Below are 18107 nucleotides of genomic sequence, written 5' to 3'. Positions count from 1 at the left end.
GCGCGTGCAACGCCCGGGCGCAAGAGAGTTGTGGATAGCAGGGACGGAACCGGCCCCGGCTGCCATTGCGGCGCTGCGGGCAAAGCCGTAAGGGGCCGCGCCATGGATCACGCAACGTCTCCGGCTCCGGTCGCCAAGGACTGGATCATGCGCATCGCGCCCTATGTCCCCGGGCGCGCCACCACCGATGACGGCCGCAAGGTCGCCAAGCTGTCGTCGAACGAAAACCCGCTCGGCACCAGCGCGGCGGCGCGCGCCGCCTATCAGTCGGCGGCCGACAGCCTGGAACGCTATCCCGATGCCGGGGCGGCGATGGTGCGCGAGGCGATTGCCGCCAAATATGGCCTTGATCCTGCACGGGTCATCTATGGCAATGGCTCGGACGAGGTGCTGCATCTGGCCGCCGGTGCCTTTGCCGGCCCGGGCGACGAGGTGATCTTCGTCCGCTACGGCTTTGCGGTCTATGAGATTGCGGCCCGCCGTGTTGGTGCGACGCCGGTGGTGGCACCCGACCGCGATTATGCAACCGATGTCGATGCGATCCTAGCGGCGGTCACGCCCCGCACCCGCATCGTCTACATCGCCAATCCCAACAACCCGACCGGCACCTACACCCCGCGCGCCGAAATCGCGCGGCTGCATGCCGGGCTGCCGCCGCATGTGCTGCTCGTCCTCGATCATGCCTATGCCGAATATCTGGGCGCGGATGAGGATGATGGCGGCATGGAACTGGCGCAGACCGCGCCCAACGTCCTGATCACGCGGACCTTTTCCAAGATCCACGGTCTGGCGGCAGAGCGGCTGGGCTGGGGCTATGGCGCAGCACCGCTGATCGAGGCGATGCACCGCATCCGCCTGCCGTTCAACATGACCATCGGCGGCCAGCGCGCGGCGGTCGCGGCGCTTGCCGATGATGCATTCGTCGCCACCAGCCGCGATCATAACGCCAAATGGCGGAGCTGGTTCGAGGGCGAGATCGCAGCCCTTGGCAACAAGGGGCTGCGCGCCATTCCGTCGCGCGCGAACTTCGTGCTGGTGATCTTCGAAGGCGCGCTCACCGCCGAACATGCCTATCGCGGGCTGATGGACGCGGGCTACATCACCCGCTGGCTGCCGGGTCAGGGGCTGGGCAACGGCCTGCGCATCTCGATCGGCACGGCGGAGGAAACGCAGGGCGTGGCCGCCGCGCTCAGGGCGCTGGCCGAACGGGCCTGATGCTGCCGTTCAGCCGCGTCTCGATCATCGGGCTCGGCCTGATCGGCTCGTCCATCGCGCGGGCGGTGCGCCAGCATATGCCCGGCGTGCATCTGGCCGGGCATGACGCCGATCCGGCGGTGCGCGAGACGGCGCGCGCGCTCAACCTGTGCGACGACATTGCCGACAATGCCGGGGCCGCCGTCACCGACGCCGATCTGGTGATCCTGTGCGTGCCGGTGGGCGCGATCGGGCCGGTCGCGGAGGTGATCGCGCCCGATCTGCCCGCCGATGCCATCGTCTCCGACGTCGGCTCGTCCAAGGCGAGCGTCGCGGCCGCGCTTGGCGCCGTCATCCCGGCGCGGCAGATCGTCCCCGCCCATCCGGTCGCGGGCACCGAAAACAGCGGACCGGAAGCGGGCTTTGCCAGCCTGTTCCATGGCCGCTGGTGCATCCTGACCCCGGTGGACGGCGGCGATCCGGTGGCCGCGGCGCGGCTGCAGGCGTTCTGGGAACGGCTGGGCGCGCAGGTCGACATGATGACGCCCGAACACCATGATCTGGTGCTCGCCGTCACCTCGCATCTGCCGCACCTGATCGCCTATACGATCGTCGGCACCGCATCCGACCTTGAAACCGTCACCCGGTCGGAAGTGATCAAATATTCAGCCGGCGGCTTTCGCGATTTCACCCGCATCGCCGCGTCCGACCCGACGATGTGGCGCGACGTGTTCCTCGCCAACCGCGAGGCCGTGCTCGACATGCTGCAACGGTTCAGCGAGGATCTGTCCGCGCTCCAGCGGGCGATCCGCTGGGGCGATGGCGACATGCTGTTTGACCTGTTCACCCGCACCCGCGCGATCCGGCGCGGCATCATCGAACAGGGGCAGGACGATGCCCGCCCCGATTTCGGCCGCGCGCACGACTAGCTTGTGCGGCTCACGCCGCAGGGGCGGCACCGGCCCGCTCCCCCACCCGGCCTCCCCACGGCAGGATATGCTATGGGAGGCCGGGTGGGGGAGCGGGCCGGTGCCGCGACCAGGCAAAACACCCTGGCGCCGCCCGTGCGGCGGAAGCCGCCCTGAAAACGCGTTGTTCCCAAACAACGGCGCTCAGCGCGCCGCCAGCACCCCTGAACGCCAGACCGGCAGCAGATAGCCGGCGGTGAACACCGCATTGGACACGGCGTTGAGGCCATAGCCGGTCAGGATCGACAGGCCCGAATCGACCAGGAACCAGATCAGGATCGCGCCGGTCAGCCGCCGCCATGTCCCTGCCCCGTCCGGCCCGGCGCGCAGTGCCGCACCGATTGCCGCCGCGATGGTCAGCCCCCAGCCGATGGTGAGCGCGCCCATCAGCCCGGTCGCGAACCTGAGCGCCGGGGTGAAATCGGCCGGCTGCGCGGGATTGAGCAGCTCATAAAGCAGATCAACCGGCATATCGGTTGCCGGATGCGCGCCCGAGGCGAGCACCACCCCGAACATCACGACCGCCGCACACCACGCCGCCAGCCATTTCTTCCAGAACCCGGTCATCGCAGCCGCTCCCTCAAGGTCAATGTAGCACCCGCTACATAACAGATTTTGTAGCGACCGCTACAGGTATTTCAGCTATGGGGGCGCGATGGAGATCGGGCCATGACCATGAAGGACGACCGGCGCGACGCGGCGATCGAGGCGATGGCCGATCATCTGCTGACCCACGGGCTGGCCGGGGCGAGCCTGAGGCCGCTGGCGCGCGCGGCGGGCACGAGCGACCGGATGCTGCTTTATTATTTCGGCGACAAGGACCGGCTGCTGGCGCTGACGCTCGACCGCATCGCGCGGCGGCTGACCGCGATCCTCGCCGCCGCGCTGCCGCCGGGCACGCGGCTCGGCTGGGCGGCGCTGCTGGGGGCGGTCTGGGCCGGGATGGCGGACCCGGCGCTCAGGCCGTTCATGCATCTGTGGCTCGATCTTGCCGCCGGCGCCGCGCGCGGGACCGAGCCGCAGCGGCGGATCGCCGGCGCGATCGCCGATCTGTTCGCTGCATGGCTCGACGAACGGCTCGACCTGCCCGAGGGCGAATCCACCCCGGCCGCGCACCATCTGCTGGCGGTGATCGAGGGGGCGATGCTGCTCGACGCGCTCGGCCGCCCGGCGCTGGCCGAGGCGGCGATTGCGCGCGCCGCCGCCGAGGCCAATGTCAGGCCGGAACGGCCGTCGCCGGCGCCTCCGGCGGGTTGAGCGCGTTGATCGCGGCCACCAGCCGCTGCTCCATCTCCGCGCGCGGCAGGCCGGGGGGATCGTCTCGCCGACGCGGAACGTGACCAGCCCGGCATGGCGGGCAAAACCGCCGCGCGGCCACAGCCGCCCGCTGTCGACCGCCACCGGCACGACGGGCAGGCCGAGCATGCGGTAAAGCCCCGAAATGCCCGGCTTGACCGGCGGGCGGCTGCCATGCGGCACACGCGTGCCTTCGGGGAAAATCAGGATCGGCCGCCCCTCGCCGATCAGCGCGCGCGCCTCGGTCAGCAGCGTGCGCATCGCCCGCGCGCCGCCATCGCGGTCGACGACCACCGAGCCATAGACCCGCGTCACCCGGCCCCAGAGCGGAATGCGCGTCAGCTCGCGCTTGAACACCGGGCAGGGGCGGTCGAGGAACAGGAACGCCGCCAGCGTCTCGTACATCGCCTCATGCTTCATCGCGACCAGCACCGGGCCGGGCGGCACCTGCCCCTCGATCCGGTAGCGGATGCCGAGCAGCACCCGCGTCGCCCAGTCATGGATATGGATCCACACATAGGTCCAGCGGATCTGCGCCGGCCGGCCGAGCGCCGAGGCAATGGGCGACAGGAGCACGATCAACGCGCTCGCCGGATAGAAAACCAGCATGAACAGAATCGTGCGGAGCACGGCCATCGATCAGATCCCGAACAATGCGGCCCCGCGCCGCAACAGATATTTGTGATATTCGATCATCAGCATCCCCAGATCGGGATCGCTGCGCACCGCGTCGCGCAGCACGCGCGTGCCGGGGGCAGCTGCCGCTCCAGCTCGAACCCGGCGCGGCGCATATGCCAGTCGGTCGTCACCAGCCGCACCGAACGATAACGACGGGCGCGGATCCAGCCCGCCGCCTCCTCGCCGTTCGAGCGCGTGTCGACGGCATCGCCCAGATCGATGCAGCAGGCGAACAGCCGCGCCGGAACGCCGTAGCGCGCGGCCAGCTCGCCCGGACGCACCAGCGGATCAACGCCCGAAATCAGCATCCGGCGCGCCCGCCCGGCGGTCAGCAGCTGCAGCCCGCGCTCGATCCGCCCGGCCCCGCCGGTCAGCACAATCACCGCATCGGTGCGGCTGTCATCGGCCGGGCGCGGCAGCATGACGACGAACCAGACAAAGCCGGTCAGCCAGAGGATCATCAGCGCAGAGAGCAGTCTTCGGATCATGCCGGGCCGGATCCTGTCACAAAATCCGGGCGAGCGCGCGCATCACCGTCAGCCGCGCGGCGATGGTCGCGACCAGCGCGGCGGCAAGCGGCACCGCCAGCAGCGCCAGCCAGCCCCAGCCCGGCATCCCCGCCCCGCCGACCAGTTCGGAGCCGAGCGCACCGATCCGCCCGCCGATCAGGATCAGCGCAACGACGCCGCAGCCAAGGCCGAGCCCGCCGCCGAACAGCGCATCGAGCGCGATGCGGCGCTGGAACAGCCGCGCAATCTGGGCATCGGTCGCGCCCAGCAGATGCAGCACATCGATGGTCGCGCGGTGGGTGTTGAGCGCCGCCCGCGCGGCGAGCACGACACAGGCGGCGGTCGCAATGCCGGTCAGCATCACGACCAGCGCCACCAGCCCGCCCAGCGCACCGGTCAGGCGCAGCACCGGGCCGAGCCAGCGGGCATGGCCGTCGATCCGCGCCGCCGGGGCGACCGCCCGGACCGCGCGTTCGAGCGCGGCGATGTCCGTCGTCCCCAAGCGCAGATCGATGTCGATCAGCGCCGGCACCGGCAGGTCGGCGGCCAGCCCCGCCTTGCCCAGCCAGGGTTCGAGCAGCGCCGTCATCTCCGCCATGCCGACCGGATCGGCGCGCACGACATCGGGGCGGGACCGGAGCAGCGCCAGCGCGCGCGCCGACTGATCGGCGCGGCGGGCGGCATCGGCCTCGACAATCTGGACGGTCGCCCGGCCCGACATCTGTTCGGCCAGCCGCGCCGATGCGGCGGCCAGCACAATGCCGGCGGCGACCGCCAGCACGGTCAGAAAGGCCATGATCGCGATCACCCAGGGCATCGGCCCGGATGCCCGCCCTTCGGGCAGCAGCAGCCGGTCAGGCGAGGCGATGCGTGCGCTCAGCCGGGCGATCATGCGCTCGCCCGCGGCGGAAAACGCAGCGCCCCGGTCGGGTCATTAAGCGTCCCGCGTTCCAGCCGCATGATCTGGGCGGCGGACACGCGCGACAGCAATTGCACGTCATGGGTCGCGACCACGACCGTTGTTCCCAGCCGGTTGAGCGCTTCGAACAGATGCATCAGCCGGTTGGCCATATCGGCATCGACATTGCCGGTCGGTTCGTCGGCAACGAGCATTTCGGGGCGGGCGATGACCGCGCGGGCGATGGCCACGCGCTGCTGCTCCCCGCCCGACAGCGTCGCCGGCCGGGCGCGGGCGCGGTCGGCCAGCCCGACCCAGTCGAGCATTTCGCTGACCGGGGCGATGATGTCGCGCTCCGCCGCCCCAGCGACGCGCAGCGGCAGCGCGATATTGTCGAACGCAGACAGATGCGGAACCAGCCGGAAATCCTGGAACACCACGCCGATGCGGCGGCGCAGCGCCGGCAGGCCGTGGCGCGGCAGCGTCACGATATCCTCGCCGAACAGACGGATCAGCCCCCGGCTCGGCCGCTGCGCCAGATAGAGCAGCCTGAGCAGCGAGGTCTTGCCCGCCCCCGACGGCCCGGTCAGAAAATAAAATGCGCCCGGCGCAAGGCTGAAACTCAGGTCCGACAGGGTTTCCGCGCCCGTGCCATAGCGCAGGCCGACATTTTCAAACTGCACGATGCTCGCCACCGCGCGCTCCCCCGTCGCAATACCGGCCGCGCTCGCCGCCGGACCGTTCGATCCGGCCCCCATCGCATGGCCCGGCGGCGCACGTAAAGCGCCGTGCTTGCCTGCGCTTGAACACCGGGTCTAGAAGAGAGGCCGAAAGGGGCTGTTAACCAAGATGATCCTGCAATGCCCGAACTGCCGGACGCGCTATGTCGTGCCAGAAAGCGCGATCGGCCCGGCCGGCCGGTCGGTGCGCTGCGCCGCCTGCCGGCACAGCTGGTTCCAGGATCCGCCGGAGCCTGACGACGCGGCTCCTGCCGATGCCCCGCCCCGGCCGCACCGCCCGCCGACACCGCCGATGCCCCCGCTGCACCCGAAGCGGCGGAACAGGCCGCACCGGCCCGCTTTGTCGACGATGCCGTGGCCGAAACACCGCCAACGCCGGTCATCGAACCGGATTATGGCCCGCTCGATGATGGCGGCGCCATTCGCCCGCGCCGCAACCCGGCCCGGCGCTGGACGATCGCGGCGATCGCGGCGGGGCTGATCCTGCTGCTGGGCGTGGCGGCGATCCAGTATCTGGGGCTGGACATGGTGCGCCAGCGGCTCGGCCTTGGGGCGGGCGACGGGCAGGTCGCGCTGCTGATCGATCTCGAAGGCCGGCCGGAACGGCGCACGCTTGCCAGCGGCAACGAGCTGTTCGCCCTGTCGGGCCGCATCACCAACCCGACCCGCGCCCCGCAGACCGTGCCCGACATCAAGGCCGAGCTGCAGGACGGTCAGGGCCGGATCGTCTATCGCTGGGTGATCACCCCGCCCGCACGCACCCTCGCGCCCGGAGCCGTCATCCGCTTCGACGCGGCCGAATATGACGTGCCGGCCGGGGTGCGCGAACTCAAGCTCAGCTTTGCCGGCAGCCGGGGCTGAACCGCCCCGGCCGCGCCGCCCGCATTTTGCCGCCATATGCGTGTTGCGCGGCGCAAAACCCTCTGCTAGAGGCCGCCACCTACCAGCGCCGGGGCATCCCCGGCGGGCGGACGCCGGGGCATCCCGGCAGACGTAAAGTGTGCGGTCGTGGCGGAACTGGTAGACGCGCAACGTTGAGGTCGTTGTGGCCGAAAGGCCGTGGAAGTTCGAGTCTTCTCGACCGCACCATTACTTGAGAACAGCAGGCAGACACCCGATCGACACGATCCGCTGACCGGCGGACGTTCGCTTGCTCTCAGGCCCCGCCGGCCATAGCCTTGGCGCATGGGCCTCAAGCTCTATCTGCCCCTGGGCGTGGCCGCGTTCCTTGCCGGCACGAGCGGCGCGGACATCATGGCCCGGATGTCGATCGGCGGCGAACCGCTGGCCGCTGCTGTCGACGGGCATCTGGCCATGGTCGCGGGGATGCAGCCGGTTGCGGCAATCCTGCTGCTGGCCCCGTTCATGATCGTGACCGGCATCTGCGCCCGGGCCGAACGGCGCGCGCGGCGCCGCAGCGTGCTTGCGGTGTTCGCGGCAGCAACCGGCGTGCTCCTCATCTGCTATTTCATCGCCCACCGCGATGCCCACGAGGCGCTGCGCGCCGCACGCTGGACCGCCGCGGCGCTCGCCATCGGCCTGGTGCCATGGACCGCAGGCGTGCCGGTGGCGCTGCTGACATGGGGCGCGGCGGCGATCGCGGCGCGCCTCGATCCCCGGCCATCCGCCGACAGCGGATGACCGGCGGCATGGGGGGCAACCGCATCCTTGCGCGGATCTGCCGATCCCGCGCGGAGCAACGGGCGTTTAGATCGCGGCTTTTCACGCCCCGGACAGGGGTTTAGCGTCCCCGCCTGAATCAGATCGGGGGAAAGACAAGATGATCCGCACGCCGGCGCGCGCCGCCCTTATCGCCCTGCCCCTGCTGTTCGCCGCCATGCCCGCCGGGGCCGCCCCCGCCGCGCCGGCCGTGCTGCAGGGCACGCAGCGGATGGACGGGCTGCTCACCGTCCATGTCGACCGGGCGGGCGGGCGGATCCTGCTCGCCTTGCCGACGGCCGGGGCGGACGGGGTGATGGCGCGGCTGCTCTATGCGACGGCGCTGCGCACCGGGCTTGGCTCCGCCCCGATCGGGCTTGACCGCGCCCAGCCCGGCCCGGCGCAGTTGCTCGTCATCCGGCGGATCGGCCGCAAGGTCGCGTTCGAGCTGGAAAATCCGCGTTTCCGCGCCGATGGCGCGCCGGCGGCCGAACAGGCGGCGGCGACTGAGGCCTTTGCCACCTCGACGCTGTGGCTGGGCGATGCGGTTGCGGGGGCGAATGGCGAGACGCTGGTCGATATCGCGCCGTTCCTGCTGCGCGACAGCAAGGGCATTGCCGACCAGCTGCGCGCCGCCGGTGAAAAAGGCTGGAAGCCCGCGCCCGAGCTGAGCGCTGCCGATCCGGCGGCGGTGCGCGTCTTTCCGCGCAATATCGAGCTGGAGGCGCTGCAGACCTTCATATCCGACACGCCGGGGGCAGAGGTGCGCAACATCGCGCCCGATCCGCGACAGATCAGCCTCACCGTCCGCCACAGCCTGATCGCGCTGCCCGAACCCGGCTATCGCCCGCGCAGCTTCGATCCGCGCGGCGGCAGCTTTTCCAGCCAGTATCTGGATTATGCCGCCCCGCTGGGCGGACAGATCGTCCGCAATCTCGCCAACCGCTTCCGGCTGGAACGCGTCGATCCGGGTGCGGCACGCTCGCGGGTCAAAAAACCGATCATCTTCTATATCGACCGCGCCGCGCCCGAGCCGATCCGCACCGCGCTGCGCGAAGGTGCGTCATGGTGGAAGGCGGCGTTCGAGGCCGCCGGGCTGATCGACGCCTACCAGGTCGAGATCCTGCCCGAAGGGGTCGATCCACTCGACATCCGCTACAACGTCGTCAACTGGGTCAACCGGGCGACGCGCGGCTGGTCCTATGGCTTTGCGGTGACCGATCCGGTGACGGGCGAGATCCTGAAGGGCTCGGTGCTGCTCGGCTCGCTGCGCGTGCGGCAGGACATTCTGATCTATGAAGGGCTGGTCGGCGCGGCGGCAACCGGGCGCGGCGGGCCCAATGATCCCGCCCAGGTCGCGCTGGCGCGCATCCGGCAGCTGGCCGCGCACGAGGTTGGCCATGCGCTCGGCCTGCTGCACAACTTTGCCGGCAGCACCCAGAACCGCGCCTCGGTGATGGATTATCCCGCGCCACGCATCACGCTGAAGGACGGCGCGCCCGATTTGTCGGATGCCTATGGCACCGGCCTTGGCGCGTGGGACATGCACGCGATCGACTGGCTTTATGGCGATCCGCCGACCGGGGACGCCGATGCCGCCGCGCGGCAAAAGGCCGGGGCGGCGGCGGCGCGCGGGCTGCGCTTCGTGGCCGATGAAAACGCGCGGGCTGCCGGCGCCGCCCAGCCCTGGGGCAGCCTGTGGGACGATGGCAGCGATCCGGTGGCCGAGCTTGAACGGATGATGACCGTGCGGCGCGCGGCGATTGCCCGGTTCGGCCCGGCGGCGCTCGCCCCTGACGAGCCGGCTGCAAATCTGCGCCGCAAATTCGTGCCCGTCTGGCTGCTGCACCGCTATCAGGTGGAGGCGGCGGGGAAGCTGCTGGGCGGGGTGGAGAGCGGCTATGCCGTAGGCGCGGAGGCAGCGGGCCAGGGCCGGCCGGTCGCGGGCGCTGCGCAGCACAAGGCACTCGCCGCGCTGCTCGCCACGCTCGACCCGGCGGCGCTCGACGTGCCGGAGGCGCTGATCCCGGCGCTGTCGGCCGGCTGGTCCGGCGATGGCGACCGCCAGTTCGATATCGAGGTGATGCGCACCCCCGGCGGCACGGTGTTCGACCCGCTGGTCGCCGCCGATGTCGCGGCACAGGTCACGCTCGGCGCGCTGCTCGCGCCCGAAAGGCTGGCGCGCATGGCCGATCAGCACCGCCGCGATCCCGCCATTCCCGGTGTCGGCGAACTGGCCGAGCGGCTGATCGGGCTGGTCGCCCGGCCCGATGCCGCCCCCGGCTTGCCGCGATCCGGCGCACGGTCGGCACGCGCATCCTGATGGCGCTGGCCCGCGCCGCCCAGGATGCCGGCACGGGCAGCGAAGCGGCGCTGAGGATCGATCAGGCGCTCGACGACTGGGCGGCGGCGCAGGCGGGGGCACGCATCGCCGACCGCGACGACCGCGCCTGGGCGCTGGCAATGGCGCGGCTGCTGCGCGACCGCGAGGCGCGGGCAGCGGCGATCGCGCGCGACACGTCAGCGCCCGCCGTGCCGCCGGGCATGCCGATCGGCGACGGGGAAGGATGACGGAAAGCGGCGCCCTGTAAGCCGCCCGTCAGAGTGCCGGGACGGCCCGCCCTCAGGCCGGCTGGACGTCCTTGCCCTTGCGGCGCGGCAGCAGATGGATCAGCCCGGCGATCACCGCGCCCAGCACGACGCCCAAAATGCCCGAGGCCACCGCCCGCCCAGCCAGCGGCCAAAGCCCGGCGCAAAGGCCAGCAGCCCCGCGCCCAGATCGCTCGCCTGATCAACGGCATGGGGAATGGCCTCAAGCAGATGCAGCTCGTGCAGGCCGTGGACGATGATGCCGCCACCAACCCAGATCATCGCGGCGATGCCGATGCCCGACAGCGCCTGCATCAGGATCGGCATCCCGCGCACCAGCCCGCGCCCGATCCCGCGCACCAGCGCCGACGAACGGCGCGCCAGATGCAGGCCGATATCGTCCATCTTCACGATCAGGCCGACCGCGCCATAGACGGCAACGGTGATCGCCACCGCGACCAGCGCCAGGGTGACGGCCTGCATCACCAGGCTTTCGCGCGCGACTTCGTTGAGGGCGATGGCCATGATCTCGGCCGACAGGATGAAATCGGTGCGCACCGCGCCGGCGACCTTCTGCCGCTCCAGCTCGGCGCTTTCGAGCGCGAGGTGCATCTCCTCCTCGCCCGCGCCATGCGGGCGGATGACCTCGATCAGCTTTTCCGCGCCTTCAAAGCAGAGGAACGCGCCGCCCAGCATCAGCAGCGGCGTGATCGCAAACGGGGCAAGCGCGCTCAGCGCCATCGCCGCCGGCAGCAGGATGACCAGCTTGTTGAACAGCGATCCGCGCGCGATCTTGGCGATGATCGGCAGTTCGCGGTCGGGCGTGAAACCGGTGACATAGCGCGGCGTGACCGCCGTGTCGTCGACGACGACCCCGGCCGCCTTGGCCCCGGCCTTGCCGGCCGCCGCGCTCACATCGTCAAGGGAAGCCGCCGCCAGCTTGGTGATGCCGGCGATATCGTCGAGAAGTGCAACAAGACCCGTAGCCATGGCGGCCGCTTAGCGCATGGCGGGCGGCGGCGGAAGGCCGGGGAGTAGATGGCTTAGTCGCGGCACCGGGAGGCGCTTATTTGGGAAGAACGGCACCGGGAGTCTTTAGCCAGGAAGAACGGCACCGGCCCGCTCCCCCACCCGGCCTCCCATAGCGTATCCTGCCGTTGGGAGGCCGGGTGGGGGAGCGGGCCGGTGCCGCCCCTGCGCCGTAGGGCGCACAACAAACAACGCGCCCCTGCGCCGTAGGGCGCACAACAAATGATTACGCGCCGTCAGGCGCGTCAGCCGGCGACTGGAACCAGGGTTCGACCGGGCCGGTCAGCTTGATGGTCAGCGGGCGGCCATGCCGGTCCATCTTCTTGCCGAGCGCCACGCGCACCCAGCCTTCGGAGACGCAATATTCCTCGACATCGGTGCGCTCGACACCCTTGAAGCGGATGCCGATGCCGCGGGCGAGCAGATCGGGCGCGTAAAAGGGGCTGCGCGGGTCGGAGGACAGGCGGTCGGGCGGGGTATCGGTCATGGCCGCGCCTCTAGCGCGCCCGCCCCGCCCCCGGCAAGAGCCTCGGCCCGCGCCCAGGCAAGGCCGAGATCGTCGACAAAGCGGCGATATTCGTCGCGCGCCCGATCGGCATCGGGCAGGCGCAGCAAATAGCTGGGATGCACGGTCACCCACGCCTCGGCCCCGTCGGCCAGCCGGTGCGCGCGGCCGCGCAGCGCAGCGATGGTTCCGCCCGGGCCGAGCAGCGCGCGCGCCGCCGTCGCGCCGAGCGCGAGCAGGACGGGCGGGCGGATCACCAGCCTTTCCTGTTCGATCCACCATGCACAGGCGTCGATTTCCGCCGGGCCGGGCGTCTGGTGGATGCGGCGCGGGCCGCGCTGCACATGCTTGAAATGCTTGACCGCGTTGGTGAGGTAGAGCCGCCCCCGGTCGATCCCGGCCTCGCCGAGCGCGCGGTCGAGCAGCTGGCCGGCGGGGCCGACAAAGGGGCGGCCCGCCTGATCCTCGCGGTCGCCGGGCTGCTCGCCGACCAGCATCAGCCGCGCATCGACCGGCCCCTCGCCGAACACCGTGCCGCCGGCCCCGGCATGAAGCGGGCAGCGGGTGCAGCCTGCCGCCTCCGCCCTGAGCAGCGCCCAGGCCCGGCCCCGGTCGCCGGAATCGCCCCTGACCGCGCGGCGCGGCGCGGTTGCGTCGTCTGCGGGGGTGGCTGCGGCGATCATCTGTGTCTCGCGCGCCTGTGCGCCTGCGATCAGCTGCGGGATGAGGGCCGTCTCGGGCAGGTTCTTCCAGTATTTGCGCGGCATTTCCTTGAGCATCGCGCCGATCTTGACCCGCGCGGGGTTGAAGATCGCGGCATAATAGCCGTGCCACATCGCCTCGACCGGATCGCCGCCCGGCGCATCGGCGGGGCTGGCCCCCGGCCCTTCGGTCAGCCGCTCGCCATCCCAGTGGATCGCGCATTCGGGCGTCAGGATCGACCAGCGCATCGCCGCGAACCGGCGGACGAAGAAGCCGGCATTCAGCCGGACGATGTGATGATCGGGCTCGAACCAGGCGACAAAGCGGCTGCCCTCGCCCTCCGCCACCTCGCGGAAACGGACAAAGGCGCGCATCTTGTGCATGTCGCGCCGGACCGAACGGACCATCTCATCGAGCCGCCGGACCAGCGGATCGGCGCGGTCCTCGATCAGCCTGGGGGCGGTGCGCAGCCGCCAGAGCAAGGTGTAGAGCAGCCCGAACCGCTCCGGATCGCGGTGGACAATCGCCAGCCGCATGACCTCCAGAAAGGCGCGCGGCACGGTGAAACCCGGCCCGGGTTCGGGGGCAGATGCCTCGCCGGCCGGGGCGAGCGCGGCGAACAGGTCGCCCCCCTCCTCCCCGACCGACCAGCTGACCCGTTCGGGCGGCACCGACGCGGCGATCAGCGCCCGGGCGGCGTCGCGCCACCCGTCCGCATCATCCGCCCGCGCCAGCCTGATATGCCGCATCCCGCCTGCCCAACCTCCCGGCCTCTCCGCCCGCCGATGCAGCGGGCGTCGGGGCGGGAGATAAGCATTGCACGGGACCGGCAAAAGCCATCCGGCCGGTCATCCCGCCAGGCAACCTCAGCCCCAAGTCATTCGGCGGTTCAGAAGCGGAAGCCCAGCCCCGCGCCGAACACGAACGGATCAAGGTTCAGCCGCACGCGCTGAGTGCCGATCGCCGTCGTCGCCAGCCGCGCGGTCGTGTCGATATCGATATATTTGACGTCGAGATTGAGGAAAATCTTGTCGTTGAGGTCGATATCGACACCGGCCTGCGCCGCCCAGCCAAGGCTGGATTTGAGGTTCACCCGCGTCGCGCCGACCGCACGTTCAAGCCCCGCGCTCGCATCTTCCGAATAGAACAGCGTGTAGTTGACGCCCGCGCCGACATAGGGGCGCACCTTGCCCTTGGCGATCGGGCGATACTGGACGGTCAACGTCGGCGGCAGCACCCAGGTCGAGGCGAGCGCACCGATCGACCCGGTGGTGCCGGTGCGGCCCGATGCGGTGTGCTTGGTCGTCGCCGCGATCAGTTCGAGCGAGACATGATCGGACACGAAATAGGTAAAGTCGATTTCGGGCATGAAGCTGTTGTCGACGCTCACCTTTTCGCCCGGAAAGGCGGGCAGCACATCGCCCGATTTCTCATTGGGCGCGACCAGAATGCCGCGCAGTCGGACCTGGAAATCCCCGGCCTCGGCCATGGCCGGCTGGGCCGCGGCGGCAGCGAGCAGTGCGAACGTCAATGTGCGGATCATCTTCTTGCCCCTTCGTCTTTGACGAAGGCGGACATGGCGACACCGCCGGCGCGCCTCTTTGACGGGCGTCAAACCCTAGGGAATCTCCCTAGCTTAAAAAAGCTCCAACTGATTGTTTTTGCTTGTGATTAACTGGCGCAGATCGGTCCGGTCGACCAGGGTCGTCGGCCGCCAGTCCTCGGTCACCAGAAAGGGCCGCACCCGCGCCACCGACACCGTCAGCCGGCCAATGTCGTCAAGCCGCAGCCGCCGCCAGCGCCGGGCGGACAGGATCGCGCCGACCGCCTTCACCCCCAGCCCCGGCACGCGCAGCAGCAGCTCGCGCGGGGCGCGGTTGACGTCGACCGGAAAGCTGGCACGGTGCTTGAGCGCCCAGGCAAGCTTGGGATCAATGTCGAGCGGCAGCATGCCGCTGGCATCGGCGGCATCGACCATCTCGTCGGGTGCAAAGCCGTAAAAGCGCATCAGCCAGTCGGACTGGTAGAGCCGGTGCTCGCGCATCAGCGGCGGGCGGCGCAGCGGCAGCACCGCGCTGGCATCGGGGATCGGGCTGAACGCCGAATAATAGACGCGGCGCAGCCCGTGGCGGCGGTAAAGGCCGGACGCGCGGCGGATGACATCGCCATCGGTCGCGCTGTCGGCGCCGATGATCATCTGCGTCGACTGGCCGCCCGGGGCCATGCGCGGCGCATGGCGGAACCGGCGTGCGTCGCGCGCCTCGGCGATATGGCCGGCGACATCGGCCATCGCGCCTTCGATCCGCACCGATGATTTTTCGGGCGCGAGCCGCTTCAGCCCGCCCTCGGTCGGCAGTTCGACATTGATCGACAGCCGGTCGGCATACAGCCCCGCCTGCCTGACCAGTTCGGGATCGGCGTCGGGGATCGTTTTCAGATGGATATAGCCGCGGAAATCATGGTCCTCGCGCAGGCTGCGCGCGACCTCGACCAGCTGTTCCATCGTATAGTCGCTCGACGCGATGATGCCCGAGGACAGGAACAGCCCCTCGATATAGTTGCGCTTGTAGAAGGAGATGGTGAGATCGACCACCTCGCGCGCGGTGAAGCGCGCCCGGCGCACGTTCGAGCTTTTGCGGTTGATGCAATAATGGCAGTCGAAGATGCAGCTGTTGGTCAGCAGGATCTTGAGCAGCGAGATGCAGCGGCCATCGGGCGCATAGGCGTGGCAGATGCCCATGCCCTCGGTCGATCCCAACCCTTTGGTGCCGCGCGGTCCGGCCTTCAGGCTGTTGCGCCGGGCGCTGCCCGACGACGCACACGACGCATCATATTTGGCGGCGTCGGCAAGGATTTCGAGCTTTTGGCGAACATCGAGCTGGGCCATCGATGTTCTTTATATGTTCACGCTCGCCGCTGTGCAAGCACCCGCCCGCCGCCCCGCTTCGGCTGGGGGAGCGGGGCGGCGGGCGGGGTGACTAACTGTCCTAGTCGGCGAACAGCAGCACCGGCGTCTCGATCAGCTTCTTGAGCGCCTGGACATAGCTGGCCGCGTCCCAGCCATCGACGACCCGGTGGTCGCAGCTGATCGACAGGTTCATCAGCTTGGCGCGGACAATGTCCTCCCCGCCCCGGCCATTGGGGCGGAACACCGGTCGCTCGACGATCTTGTTCGGGCCGATGATCGCAACCTCGGGCCGGTTGATGACCGGGGTCGTCGCGATCCCGCCCAGCGGGCCGAGCGAGGTGACGGTGATGGTCGATCCCGACAGTTCGGCCGACGTCGCCTTGCCGGTGCGCGCGGCATCGGCCAGCCGGGCGATCTCGCGCGCCAGCTGCCAGACATTCCTGTCCTGCGCGTCGCGGATCACCGGCACCATCAGCCCGGCATCGGTCTGCGTCGCCATGCCCAGATGCACGGCGCCCGAGCGGGTGACGATCCCCGCCTCGTCATCATAACGGGCGTTGAGCATCGGAAAATCAGGCAGCGTGCGGCAGATCGCGACGATCAGCAGCGGCAGCATGGTCAGCTTGGGCCGGTCGCCGCGATTGGCGTTCAAATCAGCGCGCAGATCCTCAAGCGCGGTGACATCGATTTCATCGACATAGGTGAAATGCGGGATGTGGCGCTTCGACGCCGCCATGTTCTCGGCGATGCGGCGGCGCATGCCGATCACGCGCACCTGTTCATCGGCGCGCGCCGCGCCCGGCCGGCCATAGCCCTGGCCGGCATGATAGCCGAGATACGCATCGAGGTCGGCATGGCGGATGCGCCCGTCCTGCGCCGGGCGCACGGCGGCCAGATCGATCCCCAGATCGGCCGCGCGCGCGCGCACCGCCGGCGAAGCGAGGATCGGGCCGTGCGCGGCAGCAGGCGCAGGCGCCGGGGCGGCGACCGGGGCCGGTGCGGGAGCGGGTGCCGGGGCAGCGACCGGGGCAGCAACCGGGGATGGGGCCGGAGCGGCGACAGGCTCGGGAGCCGGTGCGGGTGCCGGCGCGGGGCTGGCCGCCGCCTCCCCATCATCCTCGGCAACATCGCCCTCGACCTCGATCACCGCGAGCGCGGAGCCGATCGCGATCACATCGCCTTCGGCCCCCGCAATCTCGCGGACGATGCCGGCGACCGGCGATTCCATCTCGACGGTCGCCTTGTCGGTCATCAGATCGGCAAGCTTGCCGTCCTCCTCGACGCGGTCGCCCACTTTCACGTGCCAGGCGACGATCTCGGCCTCGGCAATGCCTTCGCCGATATCGGGAAGGCGGAAGGTGTAGAGAGCCATGGCTGGTCAGTCCTTCATGATCTTCTTCAGCGCCTCGCGCAGGCGCACCGGGCCGGGGAAATAGGCCCATTCAAGGCTGTGGGGGTAAGGCGTGTCGAAGCCGGTCACGCGCTCGATCGGCGCTTCCAGATGATAGAAGCAGCGCTCCTGCACCAGCGCCGACAGCTCGGCCCCGAAGCCGGAGGTGCGCGTCGCCTCGTGCACGATCATGCAGCGGCCGGTCTTCTTGACCGACGTCTCGATCGCCTCGATGTCGAGCGGCACCAGCGTGCGCAGATCGATGATCTCGGCATCGATGCCCAGTTCCTCGATCGTGCTGGCCACGACATGCACCATCGTGCCGTAGCACAGGATCGTCACCGCCTCGCCGGCGCGCACGGTCGCGGCCTTGCCCAGTTCGACGCGGTAATAGCCCTCGGGCACCTCGCTTGCCGGATGCGCGGTCCAGTTCTTGGCCGGGCGGTCGTAACGGCCGTCGAACGGGCCGTTATAGATGCGCTTGGGCTCAAGGAAGAGCACCGGATCATTGTCCTCGATCGCGGCGATCAGCAGCCCCTTGGCGTCATAGGGGGTCGACGGGATCACCGTCTTGATGCCTGACACGTGCGTGAAGATCCCCTCGGGCGACTGGCTGTGCGTCTGGCCGCCGAAAATGCCGCCGCCATAGGGCGAGCGCACGGTGATCGGCGCGGTGAAATCGCCGTTCGAGCGGTAACGCAGCCGCGCCGCTTCGGACACCAGCTGGTCGAGCGCGGGATAGATGTAATCGGCAAACTGGATTTCGGGCACCGGCCGCAGGCCATAGGCACCCATGCCGATCGCCACGCCGATGATCCCGATTTCGGTGATCGGCGTGTCGAACGCGCGGGTCTTGCCATATTTCTTCTGCAGCCCCGCGGTCGCGCGGAACACGCCGCCGAAATAGCCGACATCCTCGCCCATCACGACGACATGGTCGTCGCGTTCCATCATCACATCCATGGCGGAGTTGATCGCCTGGATCATGTTCATGCGGCGCGTGGCCGCCTGGCTCAGCTGCATCGTCTGGTCATCACTCATG

General features: G+C 69.8%; 16 protein-coding genes, 1 tRNA gene and 4 pseudogenes. 9 read left to right on the top strand and 12 right to left on the bottom strand.

Translation table 11 applies throughout. The features are described 5' to 3' along the window. The first annotated feature begins 102 nt into the window (after positions 1 to 102). A complete protein-coding gene (gene hisC / locus GVO57_RS06805) occupies positions 103 to 1215 on the top strand; it encodes a histidinol-phosphate transaminase (protein ID WP_160592519.1) in 1113 nt (370 codons plus the stop codon). Then, entirely contained in the window at positions 1215 to 2123 is a 909-nt protein-coding gene (locus tag GVO57_RS06800; RefSeq protein WP_160592518.1) for a prephenate/arogenate dehydrogenase family protein, read from the top strand. Before hisC ends, GVO57_RS06800 begins: the two co-directional genes overlap by 1 nt. Positions 2124 to 2306: 183 nt before the next feature. On the opposite strand, the gene GVO57_RS06795 is transcribed toward GVO57_RS06800, so the two are convergent. After that, complete coding sequence (locus GVO57_RS06795) at positions 2307 to 2729, bottom strand: hypothetical protein (protein WP_160592517.1); 423 nt, start codon at positions 2727 to 2729, stop codon at positions 2307 to 2309. 102 nt (positions 2730 to 2831) lie between these two features. Here GVO57_RS06795 and GVO57_RS06790 point away from each other — a divergent pair, with 102 nt between their 5' ends. Beyond that, positions 2832 to 3419 carry a TetR/AcrR family transcriptional regulator gene (locus GVO57_RS06790; protein ID WP_160592516.1) on the top strand — a complete coding sequence of 196 codons (588 nt, stop codon included), beginning with the start codon at positions 2832 to 2834 and terminating at the stop codon, positions 3417 to 3419. 195 nt (positions 3420 to 3614) lie between these two features. Here GVO57_RS06790 and GVO57_RS15415 read toward each other — a convergent pair. From GVO57_RS15415 to ftsE, 4 genes and pseudogenes are all read right to left on the bottom strand, one after another. Then, positions 3615 to 3878, bottom strand: a pseudogene (locus tag GVO57_RS15415) (lysophospholipid acyltransferase family protein); the annotation flags it as partial. A gap of 219 nt (positions 3879 to 4097) precedes the next feature. Next, positions 4098 to 4624 (bottom strand): annotated as a pseudogene (locus GVO57_RS06780) (YdcF family protein). Between the two features lie 16 nt (positions 4625 to 4640). Continuing rightward, a complete protein-coding gene (locus GVO57_RS06775) occupies positions 4641 to 5537 on the bottom strand; it encodes a cell division protein FtsX (RefSeq protein ID WP_160592515.1) in 897 nt (298 codons plus the stop codon). Then, entirely contained in the window at positions 5534 to 6238 is a 705-nt protein-coding gene (gene ftsE, locus GVO57_RS06770) for a cell division ATP-binding protein FtsE (protein ID WP_160593875.1), read from the bottom strand. Before ftsE ends, GVO57_RS06775 begins: the two co-directional genes overlap by 4 nt. Before the next feature lie 154 nt (positions 6239 to 6392). Here ftsE and GVO57_RS14920 point away from each other — a divergent pair. The 6 genes and pseudogenes from GVO57_RS14920 to GVO57_RS14915 all read left to right on the top strand — a co-directional run. Next, positions 6393 to 6449, top strand: a pseudogene (locus GVO57_RS14920) (MJ0042-type zinc finger domain-containing protein); the annotation flags it as partial. Positions 6450 to 6637: 188 nt separating this feature from the next. Continuing rightward, a complete protein-coding gene (locus tag GVO57_RS06765) occupies positions 6638 to 7144 on the top strand; it encodes a DUF3426 domain-containing protein (protein WP_233281519.1) in 507 nt (168 codons plus the stop codon). Between the two features lie 141 nt (positions 7145 to 7285). After that, positions 7286 to 7372 (top strand) — tRNA-Leu (locus GVO57_RS06760). 96 nt (positions 7373 to 7468) lie between these two features. Beyond that, positions 7469 to 7924: a hypothetical protein gene (locus GVO57_RS06755; RefSeq protein WP_160592514.1), complete on the top strand. Its 456-nt coding sequence runs from the start codon at positions 7469 to 7471 to the stop codon at positions 7922 to 7924. A 139-nt stretch (positions 7925 to 8063) separates the two neighbouring features. Beyond that, the gene (locus GVO57_RS06750; protein ID WP_233281518.1) at positions 8064 to 10265 is read left to right on the top strand and encodes a zinc-dependent metalloprotease; all 2202 of its coding nucleotides are present in this window, start codon (positions 8064 to 8066) and stop codon (positions 10263 to 10265) included. After that, the gene (locus GVO57_RS14915; protein ID WP_233281517.1) at positions 10265 to 10513 is read left to right on the top strand and encodes a hypothetical protein; all 249 of its coding nucleotides are present in this window, start codon (positions 10265 to 10267) and stop codon (positions 10511 to 10513) included. The genes GVO57_RS06750 and GVO57_RS14915 overlap by 1 nt, the downstream gene beginning before the upstream one ends. 52 nt (positions 10514 to 10565) lie before the next feature. On the opposite strand, the pseudogene GVO57_RS06745 reads toward GVO57_RS14915, so the two are convergent. From GVO57_RS06745 to GVO57_RS06715, 7 genes and pseudogenes are all read right to left on the bottom strand, one after another. Continuing rightward, positions 10566 to 11521: pseudogene (locus GVO57_RS06745) on the bottom strand (DUF808 domain-containing protein). A gap of 265 nt (positions 11522 to 11786) precedes the next feature. Further along, on the bottom strand, positions 11787 to 12047 hold the full coding sequence (locus GVO57_RS06740; protein ID WP_160592513.1) for a DUF3297 family protein: 261 nt from the start codon (positions 12045 to 12047) through the stop codon (positions 11787 to 11789). After that, on the bottom strand, positions 12044 to 13516 hold the full coding sequence (locus tag GVO57_RS06735; protein ID WP_160592512.1) for a UdgX family uracil-DNA binding protein: 1473 nt from the start codon (positions 13514 to 13516) through the stop codon (positions 12044 to 12046). Before GVO57_RS06735 ends, GVO57_RS06740 begins: the two co-directional genes overlap by 4 nt. A gap of 140 nt (positions 13517 to 13656) precedes the next feature. Beyond that, positions 13657 to 14310, bottom strand: coding sequence for an OmpW/AlkL family protein (locus tag GVO57_RS06730; RefSeq protein ID WP_160592511.1), 654 nt, complete (start codon positions 14308 to 14310; stop codon positions 13657 to 13659). 93 nt (positions 14311 to 14403) lie between these two features. Continuing rightward, positions 14404 to 15654: a putative DNA modification/repair radical SAM protein gene (locus GVO57_RS06725; RefSeq protein WP_160592510.1), complete on the bottom strand. Its 1251-nt coding sequence runs from the start codon at positions 15652 to 15654 to the stop codon at positions 14404 to 14406. A gap of 100 nt (positions 15655 to 15754) precedes the next feature. Then, positions 15755 to 17047, bottom strand: a complete 1293-nt coding sequence (locus GVO57_RS06720; RefSeq protein ID WP_160592509.1) for a dihydrolipoamide acetyltransferase family protein — start codon at positions 17045 to 17047, stop codon at positions 15755 to 15757. 6 nt (positions 17048 to 17053) lie between these two features. Beyond that, positions 17054 to 18058: an alpha-ketoacid dehydrogenase subunit beta gene (locus GVO57_RS06715; protein WP_160593874.1), complete on the bottom strand. Its 1005-nt coding sequence runs from the start codon at positions 18056 to 18058 to the stop codon at positions 17054 to 17056. Positions 18059 to 18107: the final 49 nt, after the last annotated feature.

The organism is Sphingomonas changnyeongensis (assembly GCF_009913435.1).
Taxonomy (GTDB): Bacteria; Pseudomonadota; Alphaproteobacteria; order Sphingomonadales; family Sphingomonadaceae; genus Sphingomonas_B; species Sphingomonas_B changnyeongensis.
This window is presented reverse-complemented; position numbering and strand designations above follow the sequence as displayed.